This window comes from Methylobacterium sp. BI1, from assembly GCF_056680125.1.
On the sequence record NZ_CM155267.1, the window covers coordinates 3,862,639 to 3,878,104 of the forward strand.

Annotated in this window: 20 protein-coding genes; 3 read left to right on the plus strand and 17 right to left on the minus strand. The window is 70.4% G+C overall.

What is annotated here, in order from left to right; genetic code table 11:
* Positions 1-239 precede the first annotated feature (239 nt).
* Positions 240-875, minus strand: coding sequence for a L,D-transpeptidase (locus AC1MGR_RS18225; protein WP_480232473.1), 636 nt, complete (start codon positions 873-875; stop codon positions 240-242).
* A 181-nt stretch (positions 876-1,056) separates the two neighbouring features.
* On the opposite strand from AC1MGR_RS18225, the gene AC1MGR_RS18230 reads away from it, so the two are divergent.
* Positions 1,057-1,986 (plus strand): histone deacetylase family protein, encoded by a 930-nt coding sequence (locus AC1MGR_RS18230; protein ID WP_480232474.1) that lies wholly within the window; start codon positions 1,057-1,059, stop codon positions 1,984-1,986.
* Between the two features lie 50 nt (positions 1,987-2,036).
* Here the strand turns inward: AC1MGR_RS18230 and AC1MGR_RS18235 are convergent, their stop codons facing one another.
* From AC1MGR_RS18235 to AC1MGR_RS18250, 4 genes are all read right to left on the minus strand, one after another.
* Positions 2,037-2,234, minus strand: coding sequence for a hypothetical protein (locus AC1MGR_RS18235; protein ID WP_108034425.1), 198 nt, complete (start codon positions 2,232-2,234; stop codon positions 2,037-2,039).
* Positions 2,235-2,257: 23 nt separating this feature from the next.
* Positions 2,258-2,881: an acyl-homoserine-lactone synthase gene (locus AC1MGR_RS18240; RefSeq protein ID WP_480232475.1), complete on the minus strand. Its 624-nt coding sequence runs from the start codon at positions 2,879-2,881 to the stop codon at positions 2,258-2,260.
* A 148-nt stretch (positions 2,882-3,029) separates the two neighbouring features.
* Positions 3,030-3,764, minus strand: a complete 735-nt coding sequence (locus tag AC1MGR_RS18245; protein WP_108034423.1) for a LuxR family transcriptional regulator — start codon at positions 3,762-3,764, stop codon at positions 3,030-3,032.
* A 95-nt stretch (positions 3,765-3,859) separates the two neighbouring features.
* Positions 3,860-4,291: a DUF488 domain-containing protein gene (locus AC1MGR_RS18250; RefSeq protein ID WP_108034479.1), complete on the minus strand. Its 432-nt coding sequence runs from the start codon at positions 4,289-4,291 to the stop codon at positions 3,860-3,862.
* 215 nt (positions 4,292-4,506) lie between these two features.
* Between AC1MGR_RS18250 and AC1MGR_RS18255 the strand changes: the two genes are divergently transcribed.
* Positions 4,507-5,376, plus strand: coding sequence for a glycoside hydrolase family 25 protein (locus tag AC1MGR_RS18255; protein WP_480232476.1), 870 nt, complete (start codon positions 4,507-4,509; stop codon positions 5,374-5,376).
* Positions 5,377-5,462: 86 nt separating this feature from the next.
* On the opposite strand, the gene trhA is transcribed toward AC1MGR_RS18255, so the two are convergent.
* The 7 genes from trhA to AC1MGR_RS18290 all read right to left on the minus strand — a co-directional run bounded on the left by trhA (position 5,463) and on the right by AC1MGR_RS18290 (position 10,682).
* Complete coding sequence (trhA, locus tag AC1MGR_RS18260; RefSeq protein ID WP_108034422.1) at positions 5,463-6,143, minus strand: PAQR family membrane homeostasis protein TrhA; 681 nt, start codon at positions 6,141-6,143, stop codon at positions 5,463-5,465.
* A gap of 106 nt (positions 6,144-6,249) precedes the next feature.
* Positions 6,250-6,468 (minus strand): hypothetical protein, encoded by a 219-nt coding sequence (locus AC1MGR_RS18265; protein ID WP_480232477.1) that lies wholly within the window; start codon positions 6,466-6,468, stop codon positions 6,250-6,252.
* Between the two features lie 246 nt (positions 6,469-6,714).
* The gene (locus tag AC1MGR_RS18270; RefSeq protein WP_480232478.1) at positions 6,715-7,842 is read right to left on the minus strand and encodes a COX15/CtaA family protein; all 1,128 of its coding nucleotides are present in this window, start codon (positions 7,840-7,842) and stop codon (positions 6,715-6,717) included.
* A 55-nt stretch (positions 7,843-7,897) separates the two neighbouring features.
* Positions 7,898-8,050, minus strand: coding sequence for a hypothetical protein (locus AC1MGR_RS18275; protein WP_181259560.1), 153 nt, complete (start codon positions 8,048-8,050; stop codon positions 7,898-7,900).
* A 90-nt stretch (positions 8,051-8,140) separates the two neighbouring features.
* Positions 8,141-8,422, minus strand: coding sequence for a hypothetical protein (locus AC1MGR_RS18280; protein ID WP_480234831.1), 282 nt, complete (start codon positions 8,420-8,422; stop codon positions 8,141-8,143).
* Positions 8,419-8,604: a hypothetical protein gene (locus AC1MGR_RS18285; RefSeq protein ID WP_108034419.1), complete on the minus strand. Its 186-nt coding sequence runs from the start codon at positions 8,602-8,604 to the stop codon at positions 8,419-8,421. Before AC1MGR_RS18285 ends, AC1MGR_RS18280 begins: the two co-directional genes overlap by 4 nt.
* A gap of 269 nt (positions 8,605-8,873) precedes the next feature.
* On the minus strand, positions 8,874-10,682 hold the full coding sequence (locus AC1MGR_RS18290) for an adenine deaminase C-terminal domain-containing protein (protein WP_480232479.1): 1,809 nt from the start codon (positions 10,680-10,682) through the stop codon (positions 8,874-8,876).
* Positions 10,683-11,020: 338 nt separating this feature from the next.
* Here AC1MGR_RS18290 and AC1MGR_RS18295 point away from each other — a divergent pair, with 338 nt between their 5' ends.
* A complete protein-coding gene (locus AC1MGR_RS18295) occupies positions 11,021-11,275 on the plus strand; it encodes a hypothetical protein (protein WP_108034476.1) in 255 nt (84 codons plus the stop codon).
* Between the two features lie 42 nt (positions 11,276-11,317).
* On the opposite strand, the gene AC1MGR_RS18300 is transcribed toward AC1MGR_RS18295, so the two are convergent.
* From AC1MGR_RS18300 to AC1MGR_RS18320, 5 genes are all read right to left on the minus strand, one after another.
* Complete coding sequence (locus tag AC1MGR_RS18300; RefSeq protein WP_108034417.1) at positions 11,318-11,533, minus strand: alkylphosphonate utilization protein; 216 nt, start codon at positions 11,531-11,533, stop codon at positions 11,318-11,320.
* 11 nt (positions 11,534-11,544) lie between these two features.
* Positions 11,545-11,748 (minus strand): hypothetical protein, encoded by a 204-nt coding sequence (locus AC1MGR_RS18305; protein WP_480232480.1) that lies wholly within the window; start codon positions 11,746-11,748, stop codon positions 11,545-11,547.
* Positions 11,749-11,842: 94 nt separating this feature from the next.
* Positions 11,843-12,607 (minus strand): SOS response-associated peptidase, encoded by a 765-nt coding sequence (locus tag AC1MGR_RS18310; protein ID WP_480232481.1) that lies wholly within the window; start codon positions 12,605-12,607, stop codon positions 11,843-11,845.
* A 66-nt stretch (positions 12,608-12,673) separates the two neighbouring features.
* On the minus strand, positions 12,674-14,362 hold the full coding sequence (locus tag AC1MGR_RS18315; protein ID WP_480232482.1) for a methyl-accepting chemotaxis protein: 1,689 nt from the start codon (positions 14,360-14,362) through the stop codon (positions 12,674-12,676).
* A 93-nt stretch (positions 14,363-14,455) separates the two neighbouring features.
* Entirely contained in the window at positions 14,456-15,460 is a 1,005-nt protein-coding gene (locus AC1MGR_RS18320; RefSeq protein ID WP_055953169.1) for a magnesium transporter CorA family protein, read from the minus strand.
* Between the last annotated feature and the right edge of the window lie 6 nt (positions 15,461-15,466).

The window sequence follows — 15,466 nt, forward strand, 5'->3', positions numbered from 1 at the left end:
TGCCCGCATCGCCATCCCCGCGCGCCCCGCGCCTGCCTTGCAGGCAGGGATTGGCACACGCGAGGGTCGCAGGCACGCCACGTGTTCGTGAGCGTTTTTTACGGGATGCGCCGGGGCGTGCAGCCAGTGTTCCGGCGACGGACCTCCGCGCCGAGCCTACGGCTGGACGCGACCTGGGAGGCTGGCGCCGACAAACGACCCGCCCCGACCGACGGACGACCGGCTTTCGCCGCTGGGTGTCAGCGCACCACCACCCTGGCGCCGATCGGCACCCGGTCGTAGAGGTCGACGACGTCGTCGTTGAGCATGCGGATGCAGCCCGAGGACACCGCCTGGCCGATCTTCTCCGGCTCGTTGGTGCCGTGGATGCGGAATAGCGTGTCCTTCTTGCCCTCCGCGAGGTAGAGCGCGCGGGCCCCGATCGGGCTCGTCGGGCCGCCTTCCAGGCGCTTCGGCAGGTCGGGCCGGCGGGCCAGCATCTCCGGCGGCGGGTTCCAGTCCGGCCATTCGCCCTTGCGGTCGACCTCCGCCGTGCCGGACCAGGCCATGCCGGCATGGCCGACCGCCACGGGATAGCGCACGGCCTTGCCGTCGGGCAGCACGTAGTAGAGTCGCCGCTCCTTGGTCACCACGATGACGGTCCCGGGGGCTTCCTTCGTCGGATACTCGACGGTGGCGCGGGCGATCTTCGGATCGACGGGGGCGGTCGGCGCGAGCTTCATCCACGCCTTGTCGCGCTCCGGACCGGTCAGCAGGGCGGGCGCCGCGGCGAGCGGGCCGGTCGCCGGTCCCGTCGCCCCCGGACCCGTCTGGGTGTTGCAGGCGCCGAGGGGCAGCAGCGTGCCGATCATGAGCAGAAGGGCGGGCGCGCGCATGGGTCAGGGCCTGTCTCGACCCGCCAGGCACCTGGCGCGGTCTGATCGATTCGTGTTCTGACAGGTCTTGCACAACCCGAGCCGAGCGCGCATCCCGGCATCGTGATCACGCGCAAGATGTGATACTTTGGCATCATCTGTTGTATCGAAGCGACAGATCGGTGGCCGCAAAGGGATGATCGTGACGACGCTGTACGTAAGCCACCCGTCCGCCCTCGATCACGCCATGCCGGAGGGGCATCCCGAGCGCGCCGACCGGATCCGGGCGGTGGAGCGGGCCCTCGAGGACGAGCGCTTCGCCGGGCTGATCCGGGGCCAGGCCCCGAAGGCCGAGGCGTCGGTTCCGACCCTGGTCCATCCGGTGCCCTACGTGCAGGCGATCATCGAGGCGGCCCCGACGGAGGGATACGTCCAGATCGACGGCGACACCCTGCTCTCCCCCGGAACCCTCGAGGCGGCCCTGCGCGGGGTCGGCGGCGCCGTGCACGCGGTCGATGCGGTGATGGCGGGCGAGTGCGCCAACGCCTTCGTGGCCATGCGGCCCCCGGGGCATCACGCCGAGCGCATGACCGCGATGGGGTTCTGCGTCTTCAACAACGCCGCCATCGCGGCGCGCCACGCTCGCGAGGCCCACGGGGCGAGCCGGGTGGCGATCGTCGATTGGGACGTCCACCACGGCAACGGCACGCAGGACATCTTCTGGGACGACCGCTCGGTACTGTACGCCTCCACCCATGAGATGCCGCTGTTCCCGGGCACGGGAACGACATCGGAGCGGGGCAACCACGACACCATCGTCAACGTGCCCCTGCGGGCGGGCGACGACGGCCCGATCTTCCGCGAGGCCTTCGAGGCCGGCATCCTGCGCCGCCTCGACGCCTTCGCCCCCGACCTCATCATCATCTCGGCGGGCTTCGACGCCCACCACCTCGATCCCCTCGGCCATGTGGAGCTCACCGAGGCGGATTTCGGCTGGGCGACGCGCCGCCTGATGGAGGTCGCCGATCGCCATGCCGGCGGGCGCGTCGTCTCGGTGCTGGAGGGGGGCTACAGCCTCAAGGGCCTCGGCCTCTCCGTCGCCGCCCACGTGGATGCGCTGATGGGGCGCTGAGCCTCCGGCGGGTCCTTCTCATCGGGTCCTTGTCCTCAGGCTCTTGCCCCTCAGGCGACCGGCTCCAGGGCGAGGGCCGGGTTGTCCGACGGGTCCGCCATGGCCACGGCGATCTCGAACAGCAGCAGGTCGATCAGCCGCCGCATCACCGGCGTCCCGGTCTCCTCGATGACGGCACGCGCCGCGATGCAGTGGGCGGCGAGGACGTCGAGGGCCTCGCCCTTGGGTGGCGGGATCAGGGTGAGCATGACAGGTCCTTTGCGGCCGCGCGTCAGGCGGCGAGGTAGGGGTAGGTCGGGGCGAGGACGGACTCCGTACGCCCCGTGAGGGCGCGCAGGCGTGCGAGGGTCCGGTCGTCGAACTCCGCGGTGGCCGCGATGATGTCCTCGCCGCTGATCGACTGCGGCAGGCCGAGCGGCCGGGCCCGGAAATGGAGCTGCACCACGTGCAGCAGGTAGAGGGTCGGCATCTGCAGCACGAGCTGGCGCACGCCGTTGGCGAGGCCCCACTCGACGATGCCCGAGAGCAGCGCGAGCGACACCGGATTGACCGCCTTGCCGCGTCCGCGATGGGAGCGGGCCACGGCCTGGCGCGTCCATTCCCAGGTGTCGTGGCCGCGAGGCAGCGCGCCCTCGCAGAGCTGCGGCAGCACGTCGGAGAGGAGGTGCGGCCGGGTCGTCGGCAGGAGCCGGCTGTAGCCGATGACCCGCCCCGACTCGATGGCCAGGAAGTGCATCGCGTGGGCCGTGTCGAACTGGTCGATTTCGCGCCCGTCGGGCCGCGCGAGGTCGACCCAGCGCTTTTCCTCGACGAAGATTGCGTGTCTCAGGCGCCAGACTTGTTCCATTTCTTCGCGAAAACAGTATTCGTTAGCGGGTGTCACGATCTGGATCATGTCGAAACCTCCGTTGCGAGGTCGTTTCTGACATGACCGTGACAGTCACAAACCTACGGGAACCCGTAGGTCGACGCGTCGCGACGCGCGGAATCGGCGCCGGCGGCCCGCGCGGCGTTCGTCGCGATGGCGCCCCGATGGGGATGCGTTAGGTGATCAGTCCGCGCCGCAACGCCACCGCGACCGCCTGGGTCCGGTTGGTCGTGCCGAGCTTCGTCCGGGCCGAGCGCAGGTGGAAGTCGACCCCGTGGGTCGAGATGCCCATGACCTCGCCGATCTCCCAGTCGGTCTTGCCCTCCGCCGCCCATTGCAGGGCCTCGCGCTCCCGCGGCGCGAGCTTGGCGGCCCGCGCCGCCCCGTCCGGCCCGCGCAGGCGCAGCAGGTGGCCGAAAGCGTAGGTGGCGATGAGCTGGAGCATCGGCCGATCGCCGGGATTCAGGGCGAGGCGCTCGCCGGAGAGGCTGAACCCGGCCACGTCGCCGTCGAGGGTCATCAGCGGGACCGTGATCCCGTCGCGCAGGTGGAACTCGCCCGCTTCCGCCATCACGCGGCGGGCATCGGCATCGTCGCCGAACCGCTCGGCGAGCTCGCTCCAAGCGAAGGGTGCGGCGCTGTGGGCGAGGTGCCGGACCGTGGGATCGTGGAAGGCGTAGCCCCGCGCCAGGTAGCGCCGGCCCCATTCCTCCGGGAAGGTGTTGACGAGGATGTGCCCGTGCTGCTGCCGCGCCGGGGTCCCCTTCCGGGGAATGGTCCCCGCCATGGCATGGGAGACGCCGTGGGCCGCGAATTCCGTCACCAGCAGGCGACCCACATCGTCGGTGCTCGCGGTCCGGTCGAGCGCCCGGAGGAAGCCCAACGTCTGGTCCAGCGCCTTGCGCGTCATCACAAATCCGACATCGTCACCCGGGGCGAGTGAAAGCCGGATAACCTTAGATTGTCAACGCGCGGGGCTTATGCGCGCGGCGATGGCGTCGGGCGTCAGCCGAACAGGTCCACGGCGGTGAAGCCGCGCGCCTGCATCCGCTCGGCGAGGACCCGGCGATGGCAGCGCGCCGGCTCGCGCTCGAAGCAGAGCAGGCAGATCGGGGTGCGTTCGGCCAGGGCACAGAGCTCGTCCAGGGCGAGGCCGCCATCGGCGGTGTCGAGCACCTCCTCGCAATAGATGCGCCGCATCAGCGCCGCGTCGTCCGCCCGGGCCGCCTGCCGCCCGGCCTTCGGCGTGCCGAGGCTGCGGGCATGGGCGTAGCCGATGCCGGCCTCTTCCAGGCTGGTACGCAGGGCCGTCTTGGAGAAGCCGCGCTTGCGGGAATTCGCCACGGCGCGGACATCCGCCAGGGTCCCCACCTGTGCGTCCCGCAGGGCGGCGATCAGGCGCTCGGAATCGAGGCCTTCGTACCCGATGGTGAACAGAACCTTCACGGCACGCTCCTGTGTCCCAAACCCGCAGGCATGGCCTGCACTTAGGGGGTGGAGCCCGTGGGGGCCAGGGTGGATGTCCACCGCCTATGTGGCTTGCCCGACACGGCTTCCGGAAATCCGCCGCATTGCCGTCAAAGGTCTGTTAACCGCGGCCGGGTCATCCCTTAGCCATTGGTAACGCGTCAATTCTGGTGGGTCGGGCAACGATGCGGCTGAGGAACGGGACTGCCCCGGCACGTCGGATTCGGACGGCGTGCCTGACGGCCCTGCGCACGGGATTGCGGCGCGGCGTGGCGGTCGCCGTGCTGTCCGCCCTGGCGGCCTGCTCGGGCACCACGGATTTCTACCCCACCAAGGGCGACGCCAAGCCCCATCCCGGCGTCGCGCGGGCCAAGCAGCATCCGGTCCAGGGCATCGACATCTCGAAGTGGCAGGGCCCCGTCGACTGGATGTCGGTGCGGGCGGCCGGCACCCAGTTCGCCTTCATCAAGGCGACCGAGGGCGGCGACCACGTGGACGAGCGTTTCCGGACGAACTGGGACGGCGCGGCGCAGGCCGGCGTGCCGCGGGGCGCCTATCACTTCGTGTTCTGGTGCCGCTCGGCCCAGGACCAGATGGCCTGGTTCAAGAAGAACGTCCCCAACGATCCGACCGCCCTCCCCCCCGTCCTCGACGTGGAGTGGAACGGCCATTCGCAGCTCTGCCCGAAGAAGCTGCCCAAGGCCCAGGCGCTGTCGATGATCCGCTACATGCTCGACGAGATGGAGCGCTACACCGGCAAGCGCCCGATCATCTACACCGACATCACCTTCCACAAGGACGTGCTCGAGGACGAGCTGCCGGACTACCCGCACTGGGTCCGCTCCACGGCCGCCGAGCCGGAGCAGCGCTACGCCAAGCGCAAGTGGATGCTGTGGCAGTTCACCTCGACCGGACGGGTGCCCGGCGTGCGCGGCGACGTCGACCGCAACGCGTTCTACGGCACCCCGGCCGAGTGGGCCTCGTTCCTGTCGACGGATTGCGATCCGCGCGAGCACCGCAACCTCGCCGATCGCGGGCTCTGCACCGGCAAATGACCCTCCCGTGACCCATAAGGGTCACGGCGGGCACGAAGCGGTGGCCGGTCGATCCGGCCACACCCTCTGCAGCACGGAGGCACCCGTCAGGCGCCCGCGCTCATCACCGTGGCCATCACCGTCCCGTAGTGGCAGGCCGTCGCCATCAGGACGAAGGCGTGCCAGATCGCGTTCTGGTATGGCAGGCTGCGCCAGACGTGGAAGATGACGCCGAGCGAGTACAGGATTCCGCCTAGTGCGAGCATCCAGAGGGCGTCGGCGCTGAGCCGTCCGATCACGGCATCGTAGGCGACGACGCCGCTCCAACCGAGGGTCAGGTAGAGCCCGATCGATGCCCGATCGTAGCGGCCGGGCAGGAGCAGTTTCAGGGCGATGCCGATCGCGGCCACCAGCCAGACCGTGCCGAGCAGGCTCCAGGCGGGCAGGCCGTCGCCCACCAGGGCGACGAGGGGCGTGTAGGTGCCGGCGATCATCAGGTAGATCAGGGCGTGGTCTGCACGCCGCAGCAGCCACTTGCGCCGAGACACGGGCCACATGTTGTAGGTGGCCGAGACGCCGAGCATCGAGACGAGGCCGGCCGCGTAGATCGTGACCCCCGCGCGTTCAAGGAGCGAGAGCGGCGAGAGGGCGGCGATCACCACGATGGCGATGGCACCCGCGACGCCGAGGGCGACACCCACGACGTGCACGGCGCCATCCGCCAGGATTTCTTTCCGGGTATAGTTCCAGGTCACTCCCGTTGGGCGTCCGTCGTCCGCTAAAAGCATCGCCGACCTCCGGTATTTCCATAGAGGCTACGCTTCAACCGGTTGTCGCGTTCCGCGCGACAACTACCGAGTTGGAGCCATCAACAGGAATCTCTTCGGGCGAGGACTAGCCCGGAAGGATGTTCGGATAGCGGTTCGCGATGGCGACGGCCCAGACGGCTCCGAGCAATCCCGTCAGGCCGAGGGCCAGCCAGGCGTGCTTGCCGTGACGGCGCGTCGCGGGCGGCGGGTTCACACCGGGCCGGTTCGCCCCGCCGTGGGCGGTGCGGGTCTCGGCGGTTGTCGGCTCGGATGCGGGCGTGCGCCGGGTCTCGGTATCCTGCATGCAGGGGTCGTCCTCTCGCGGTTCAGGGGTGTCGGACGCAGCGCAGCCCGAGGGCTCCGACGGCATCGTGACGGGGGTCGAACGTGCGGGGACCAGGGTGGTTCGTTGCAGTGCGGTCGCGATGTGGTGATCCGCACATCCTGACCAACGACCCCGGATGGGGGCATCGGCCCAGCGACCCGGGGGGACGGTATCGGGCGCGGCCCCTCGGACGAGCCAGGCCGACCGCTCGGGCCGCCCGATCGATCAGGCCGTCCTGCCGGTCAGCGCTTCGTAGCCGAACGGGGTCGACGGACGGCCGAGGGGCGCGGCGACTGGGGACTGGGCCGCCCGTCGGGCATGGACCGTCGCCATCGTCAGGACCGCCATGGCGAAGACCTGGTGCGCGAGCGCGGCCCAGAGCGGCACGGCCAGCAGCAGGGTTGTGATGCCGAGGACGGCCTGGGTGAGGACGAGGGCGGCGATGCCGGTCGCCCGGCGGGCGATGCCCGACCCCGGGAGCGCCCGGCGGGCATCGAACGCATGCACGAGGGCCACCGCCAGCAGCAGGTAGGCGGTCAGGCGGTGATTTAGCTGCACCAGGGCGAGGTTGTCGACGAAGTTCTCGATCCAGGGCGTCCCGGCGAAGAGCTCCGCGACCGGCGGCACGAGATGCCCGTCCATGGTCGGCCAGGTGTTGTAGAGGAGCCCCGCCTTCGAGCCCGCCACCAGGCCGCCGAGGAAGATCTGGACGACGACGAGGGCCATGATGGCCAGGGCCGTCCGGCGCAGGCGCGGCGGATCGGCTTCGGCGGTACCGTCGGGCGTCCGCAAGCCGGCGGCGAGCCAGACCAGGCCGGCGAGGATCAGGCTGGCAGTGGTGAGGTGCAGGGCGAGCTTCAGGGGCGCCACGGCCGTCATGCCGGGCTGCAGGCCGGAAGCGACCATGATCCAGCCGATGGCGCCCTGGAGGCCGCCCAGGATTCCGAGTCCGAGCAGGCCGAGGCCGAGGCGACGGGTCAGGGCGCCGCGCCACCAGAACCAGAGCAGCGGCAGGAAGAAGACGAGGCCGACGATGCGGCCGAGGAGACGGTGGCCCCATTCCCAGGCGTACAGGACCTTGAAGTCCGACAGGCCCATGCCCTGGTTCAGGATGCGGTACTGGGGCGTGTCGCGGTACTTGTCGAACTCCGCCGCCCAGGCCTCGGCCGAGACGGGCGGGATCGCGCCGGTGACGGGGCGCCACTCGGTGATGGACAGCCCGGAGCCGGTCAAGCGCGTGGCGCCGCCGACGGCGACCATGCCGACCACGAGGGCGGCCAGGACGTAGAGCCAGATCCGCACGCCCCGGTGTCCGGGGATCGCGCCGCTCGCCAGTTGGCCTGCTCGCACCACGTCGTTCCTCGCATTCCGCGCGGGCGCCGGACGGCGCGCCGCGGATGAATGCGGGTTAAGCGAGGTAGGCGCTGTGGGCAACGCTCAGCGACGACGCACCGCCCGGCGTCAGACCTTCCGAGTCCAGTTCGCGCTGGCGGCTGAGGGACAGCATCTCGAGCACGGCGATGACGATCCAGGGCCCCGCGATCCCGATGAAGAACGTCATGCCTGCGAATCCTCCGGCGCGCCGCGCGCGCCACCGAGAATAGGTGACGCGCGGGGTTCGGCAAGACGAAACCAGGGCGGAACGCCGCCTTCAGAGCGCCGCACGTGCCAACTTCCAGACGAGAAAGGCCAGAACACCGGCGCCGAGGCAGCGACGCCAGGGATTCACGCCGCGCACGACCTCGTCGACAGCCCACCACACGAGGGCCGCCGCACCGAGGACGCGGAGATAGGGGCCGATTCGCCCGCCGGCTCCGTCGAGCCAGCCGACCAGCGCGCAGCCGATGAAAATCAGCAGCGGTGCGTTCGGCCATTGCCCGATGGTGATCGCGCCGGTCTGGCGGTTGCGAAAGAACCAGTCGATCGCGTTCAGGTCGGCACCCCGCTGTCGGCCTTGCGGGCCGGGGCGCAGATCTGCGGCGAGACCTTGTCGAGATGCTCGCAGGCATTGCGCAGGTACCACGCCCGCAGTTCCGGCTGGCCGGGGGCGACGTACATGCCGACGAGCACGAAGGCGACGGCGCCGACGATGATGAGGGTGAGAAGACTACGCATCGGGGCAACTCCCAGGACCGGTCCGGAGCCCCTTCCAACCACCCGGCGGTCCGGGCGATCCCAAGTCCGGCGCGTTCCCGCCCCGGAGAGCCCGGGACAAAGAAAGTCCGGCGCGTTCCCGTCCCGGAGAGTCCGGGACAAAGAAACAGCCCGCGCGCCGATGCCGGCATGCAGGCTGTGTAAGCTTGGGAGGATCGAGAGGCTGTTGAGACCTGCCTGACAACGGACGGATCCCGCCGTGGTTCCCAGGCGCGAAACCGGAAAAGGCGTCAGGCCGCCTCGAACAGCGGCACGATCCGCATCCCCGGCACGAGGACGAGGCCCTTGTCGGTGATGCGGATCTCCGGGATGACCGAGAGCGGGATCAGGTTGAAGCCCATATACGGGATGGTGCAGCCGGCCCGCGACCAGGCTTCCTTCAGCACCCGCACCTCCTCCGCCACGGCCGTGACGCGCTTGTCCGACAGGAGACCGGCCACCGGCAGCGGCACAAGTGCGACCACGGACCCGTCCTCGACCACGCAGACGCCGCCCTGGATCGCGCTGAGCGCATCGAGGGCGACGCGCATATCGTCGGCGTTCAGGCCGGCGACGATGACGTTGTGCGAATCGTGTCCGACGCTGCTCGCCACGGCACCCCGCTTCAAGCCGAAGGCCCGGAGCAGCCCGTGGGCGACGTTGCCGGCGCGGCCGTGGCGCTCGATCACGGTGACGAAACACAGGTCGTTGTCCGCGAGGGTCGAGGGCCAGTCCGGGCCGGGCACGAGGTCGACGACCTCGTGGGTAAGCTCGATGCCTGGCAGCGTCGTGCGGATCGCGTTGATCCGGCAGGGGCCCGCCGGCAGGTCCGGGGTCAGGGCGGGCAGCGGGTCGGGCAGATGCATCGTGGCGTAGGCCGGTGCCGGGTAGCGGTAGGGGCGCGACAGGGCGGCGTCGAGCAATGGCGTGATCCGGCGGTCCTCGACGACCAGTTCGCCGCCGTACCAGGTGGACCGGGGTACGAGGTCGTCGTCGAGGAGCACGAGGTCGGCCCGGCGGCCGCCACCGAAGCCGCCGATCTCGCCGTCGAGGCCGTAGCGGGTGGCGGGGTGCAGCGAGCCCATCGACCAAGCCTGGACCTTCGGGATGCCCATGCGCACCGCCTCGCGCACCACCCAGTCGAGGCCGAAGGCGAGGAGGTCCTGCGCGTCGCGGTCGTCGGTGCAGACGCAGATGCGCTTGGCGGCGGCGCCGTAGTCTAGGATGGTGCCGATGGCCTTCGGCAGGCTGTGCCAGGGCGTGGTCGGAGGGCCGCCGCGCAGATAGATCCAGATCCCGGCCTCCAGGAGATCGTCGGCGATGTCGCGGTCGATGGCCTCGTGGGTGTCGGTGACGCCGCTGGCGGCGTAGGCGGCGACGAAATCGCGCCCGTAGATGTGGCCCGAGACCGGGCGACCGCGCTCCAGAGCGGCCCGGATGATGGCGTGGGCGCGGGGATCGCCCTCGCAGACCGCGACGAAGTCCATCTTCTCGCCGAGGCCGATCGCCTCCGGCCAGGCATCGAACAGGGCCGCGATCTTGGCCGCGTCGAGGTCGCCGCCGGCCGTCTCCAGTTCGGGCGAGGTCGCCGGTACCGTGCTGGGTACCGTGAGGTAGATGTTCAGGGGCGCGGCGCGGGCATCCTCCAGCATCCAGGCGATGCCATCGGCATCGAGGACGTTGCCGATCTCGTGGCTGTCGCAGACGATGGTGGTGGTGCCGTTGAGGAGCGCGGCCTCGGCATAGGCGCAGGCCGTGACCATGCTGCTCTCGATGTGCAGGTGCGGGTCGACGAGGCCGGGCGCCAGGAGGCCGCCGCCGAGGTCGTGCCGGGGGGCGCTCCCCCGGTAGGTTCCGGCCGGCCTCACCGACGCGATCCGCCCGCCGGCGATCCAGACCTCGCGATCCGGCAAGATACGCTCCGAATAGGTCGAGAGCAGGCGGGCGCCGGTGAGCACGCGGTCGGGCTCCGCCCGGCCCGAGGCCACGGCCGAGAGGTGGCGCGTCATCCGGCTCAAGGGTTCGACGGAGAAGCGCGTCAGCGGTCGCGTGTCGGTCATGCGGTCTCCCGGGGCCTTGAGACTTGGGACTTGGGACTTAAGACTTGAGACTTGAGACTTGGGAATCGGCGTGCGGCTGGGCCGCCCGGTGCCGCCCGGCGCACGCATCGTGCCAGACGCCGCGCTCGCCGGACAGGCGCCGCGTGCCGGCGAAACGGGTTGCCAAGCGGGAGCGGCGGCACCATCTAGGGAGCATGCCGATCGCGACCCCGCGTCGCTCGATCGGAGACGGCCACGAGGCCGGGCCTGGGTGACGCCGGATGTACGCGCACCCGCCCCGCCCCTGCGTGGCCGTCGGCGTCTCTTCCTCACCCCTGCAGTTCGAGCACCGTCCCGTCATGGCCAAGCGTACCAAGTCGAAACCGCAGGAGCGCGGCTCCGTCCTGTTCGACGTCGTCTACGACGACGAGTCCCGCGCCTCGAACCGGCGCGTTCCCATGGAGATCCTCGGCGGCCTCGACGGCGACGAGCCGGCCCGCCAGCTCATCGAGGACCAGGACCGCGCCATTTCCGAGAAGTCTGGTCGTCCCCTGCGGGCCATCCGCAGCCTGACCCGCTCGCCCGCCCGCGTCACCACGGCGTCCGACGAGTAGGCGTCCCACCGGCTTTGCGCGCGGGGCCGGACCGCTCCCGCCTCAGGCCTTCTTGAGGAACTCGGCCCTCAGCACGAGGCCCTTCACCTTCTCGGCGTTGCACTCGATCTCGGACGGATCGTCGGTCAGGCGGATGTTCTTGATCAGCGTGCCGCGCTTCAGGGTCGTCGAGGTGCCCTTCACCTTCAGGTCCTTGACCAGCGTCACCGCGTCGCCGTCGGCGAGCTTGCTGCCGTTCGCATCCCGGGTCTCGTCCATCGCCCGCGCCCTCAGCTCTCGGGACGCATGTAGGGCCGGCCGGCATCCACGAGGGCCCGGTCCACGGCCTCGATGGCCAGGAGGATCCGGGTGAGGTCCTCGGCCGCCGAGGGGGCCGCGACCTCGCTGCTGGCGATCCGGCGGGCGAGCGCGTGGCGCTGGCGGGCCAGGCTGGCCCGCGCCCGGTTCATCTGATCGATCTCTTCCGCCGTCATGCTGTGCTCCCCTGAACGACCCGGCCGGGCCGCGGGAGCGATGCGGCCTTTGGGAGCCGAACGCAAGGACGGCGTCGTCTCGCGCGACCTGCCCTCAGAACAGGGCGCCCTGCGCATCCTCGTCGCTGGAGCGCGGCTGCTCGGCGGGCGGCGCCGATTGCACGGCCCCACCGCGCTCCGGCCTGGCCAGGGGTTCGATCAGGTCCGGGGCGTCGATGCGGGCGTTGTTCACGCGCGCGCTCACCGCATCGAGGGTGAGCCAGTCGTCGGGACAGGGGCGGCAGAGGGTGATCGCCGCGTCGGGTTCGACGTCCCGCGTGTCGAGCCAGGGCGCGACCTGCTCGGGCGCCAGGATCACCGGCATGCGGTCGTGCACCGCCGCCATGGTGCCGTTGGCGTCGGTGGTGACGATCGCCGCCGTGTCGACCTCCGAGCCGTCCGCCCCGAGCCAGTTCTCCCACAGGCCCGCGAGCGCCATCGGCGCCCGGTCGGCGCGGCGGATCATGAAGGGGGTCCTGGTCGCGGTCTTGCCGGTGCCCTCCCGGCGCCATTCGTAGAAGCCGTCGGCCAGGAAGACGCAGCGGCGGTGGCGCAGGGCGCCGCGGAAGGTCGGCTTCTCCCGCAGCGTCTCGGACCGGGCATTGATGATGAGGGGGAAGTCTTTCGGGTCCTTGACCCAGCTCGGCCACAGACCCCAGCGCACCAGCCGGAACTGGCGCCGCCCGCCCTCGGACAGCACCACCGGCACGGGCTGGGTCGGCGCCACGTTGTAGCGGGGCGGGAAGTTCGGCAGCTCGGGATAGCCGTAGAAGGCCCGGAAGATCTCCGGGGCCTGGGCGATGAAGAAGCGTCCACACATGCGCGGACGATCGGCAAATCCGGCCCGATGGGCAAGGTCGAATCGCCGGGGGCCGGTGCCGCGGGCTCAGGCGGCGCGGACGCTGGCGAGGAAGCGGCCGACCTCCTGGCCGAGATGGTCGGACTGGCGGGAGAGGGCCGAGGCGGAGGCCAGGACCTGGCTCGCCGCCGCGCCGGTCTCCTCGGCCGCCCCCGCCACGCCGGCGATGTTGGCCGTGACCTCGCCGGTGCCGGTCGAGGCCTGGGCGACGTTGCGCACGATCTCCTGGGTCGCCGCGCCCTGCTCCTCGACGGCCGCCGCGATGGTGGTCGCGACCGCGCTGATCTCGTCGATCCGGCCGCGGATGGCGTCGATGGCGTGCACGCTCTCGGCCGTGGCGCCCTGGATCCGCGCGATCTGCGTGCTGATCTCGTCGGTGGCCCGGGCCGTCTGCCCGGCGAGTTCCTTCACCTCGGTCGCCACCACAGCGAAGCCTCGGCCCGCCTCGCCGGCTCGGGCCGCCTCGATCGTGGCGTTGAGCGCCAGGAGGTTGGTCTGCGCCGCGATGTCGGAGATCAGCTTGACGACGTCGCCGATCCGCGCCGTCGCGCCGCTGAGTTCCTGCACCAGGGCGGCGGTGGTGCCGGCCTCGCGCACGGCGGCTCCCGCGAGCTCGGCCGAGCCCTGGACCTGGCGGCCGATCTCCTGCACCGAGGAACCGAGCTCCTCGGCCGCGGCCGCCACGGTCTCGACGTTCGAGGCGGCTTCCTCGGCGGCGGCTGCCACCGACAGGGACCGCCCGGCGGTCTCGCTCGCGGTGCCGCTCATGGCCTGGGCGGTGGCCTGCAGCTCGCCCGCGGCCCGGCCGACGGAGGTCACGATGCCGCCCACGGCGCGCTCGAAGCCGTCGGCCATCTCCTGCATCGCCCGGCGGCGCTGGGCTTCGGTCCCGGCCCGGGCCAGGGCCGTCTCGTCCTCGAGGGCCTTCATGCGGATCAGGCTCTCCTTGAAGACCTGGACGGCGTCGGCGATGCGGCCGATCTCGGTCCCCGTGCCCTGGTGCGGGATCGCCACGGAGAGGTCGCCGGCGGTGAGCGCCGTCATCGGCCGGACCACCGAGTCGATGCCGCGGGTGACGCTGCGGATGATCAGGGTCGCCAGCAGGGCCGCGAGGGCGACCGCGACGGCGAGGGCCGCCAGCGCGACGGACCGCGTCTGTGCCGTCAGTACGGCGCCGTCCGCCTCGGCCTTCGCGGCGCCGGCATCGTTGATCTCGATGAGCTTCTCCAGGGCCGTCGAGGCCCGCCGCCGCGGCTCGACGCCCTCGGCGAGGTAGAGGGCGTAGGCCTCGCCCTTCGGAGTACTGCGGGCCGCGGCGACGATCCGGTCGGCGACGCCGAAGAAGGCGGCGACCTCCCGCTGGAAGGCTTGGAAGTGGCTGCGCTCGGTTTCCGAACTGATCAGGCGCTCGTAGCTCTTCGACAGGGTGCCGATCTGCTCCCGGCGCTTGGCCATGTCGACCTCGATCTTGGCCTGGTCACCTGTTTCCGCGGTCTGGGTCACGCGCAGCAGGCTCGTGGTGTAACGGGCCAGGGCCACGTCGATCCGGCCGCTGACCTGCACGCTCGGGAGCCAGTTGGTCTGTACGTCGGTGAGTAGAGTCTTGATCTGTCCGATACCAGACGTTCCGAGCCAGCCAATTGCGACGATAAAGAACGTTATGATCGTGAAGCTGGCGACCAGGCGGCTTCGGATTGTCAGGGTCTTCAGGGACATGAGATCGCTCCGAAAGCATGCGTCCGCCTTCCGGGGCATGCCAAGCACGATCACATTGCCTCAGCATCCTTAACGGGATGCATCGAATACTCGCTACAGCCAGCGTTTCCAGCGGAAGAAGACGTATGGAAGGACCGCCGCGACGACCATCATGACGACCGCCATCGGGTATCCGAAGCCCCAGTCAAGTTCGGGCATGGCCTTGAAGTTCATGCCGTAGATGGATGCGATCAGGGTCGGCGGCATGAAGACCACGGCCATGACCGAGAACAGCTTGATGATGTTGTTCTGCTCCAGGTTCACCAGCCCGAGGGTGGCGTCGAGGAGGAACTGGATCTTGGAGGACAGGAAGGTGGCGTGCTCCTCCAGGGATTGCAGATCGCGCAGGGTGGAGCGGACGTCCTCCCGCAGCTCGCGCGGCGCCTTCGCGGTGCGGTAGGTCGCCGAGAGCGACAGGAGGATGCGCTCCATCGAGACGAGGCTCTCGCGCTGCTTCGAGATCAGGTCGCCGTGGCGCCCGAGCGCCCGGAGGGTGTCCTGCAGGGCGGTGTTGCGGGCGCTCGGGTCCTCCTTCTCCTCGAAGATCTTGCCCGAGAGGCGGTCGATGCGCTCGCCCTGGAGCTGGAGCACGTCCGCCGCCCGGTCGATCACGGTCTCGATCAGCCCGGCCAGGATGGTCTCGCCCGAGGGCACGGCGGAGGGGCCGTTACCCGTGGAGCGGCCGGCCCGCTGGGTGTACATCCGGAAGGCCTGCGGCTCCTCGTAGCGCACCGTCACCAGACGGTTTCCGCGCAGGATGAAGGTGATGCCGGCCAGCCCCGGCTCCTCGGATTCGCTGACCTTGCTCAGCACCCGGCCGGTCATGTAGCGGGCCCCATCCTCGACGTAGAGGAGCTCGGAGGGCTCGATGTCCTTCATCTCCTCGCGGGTCGGCACCGAGATGCCCATGAAGACCTCGACCTTCAGGTCTTCCTCCCGGCTCGGCCGCACCATGTCGAGCCAGACGGTGTCGTCGGGGATCGGCTCCTGCAATTCGAGGGAACGGCGCTCGAGCAGGGTCTGCCCGGCGCCGGCGACCGGCTGGTGGATGAAGATCACGCGGGA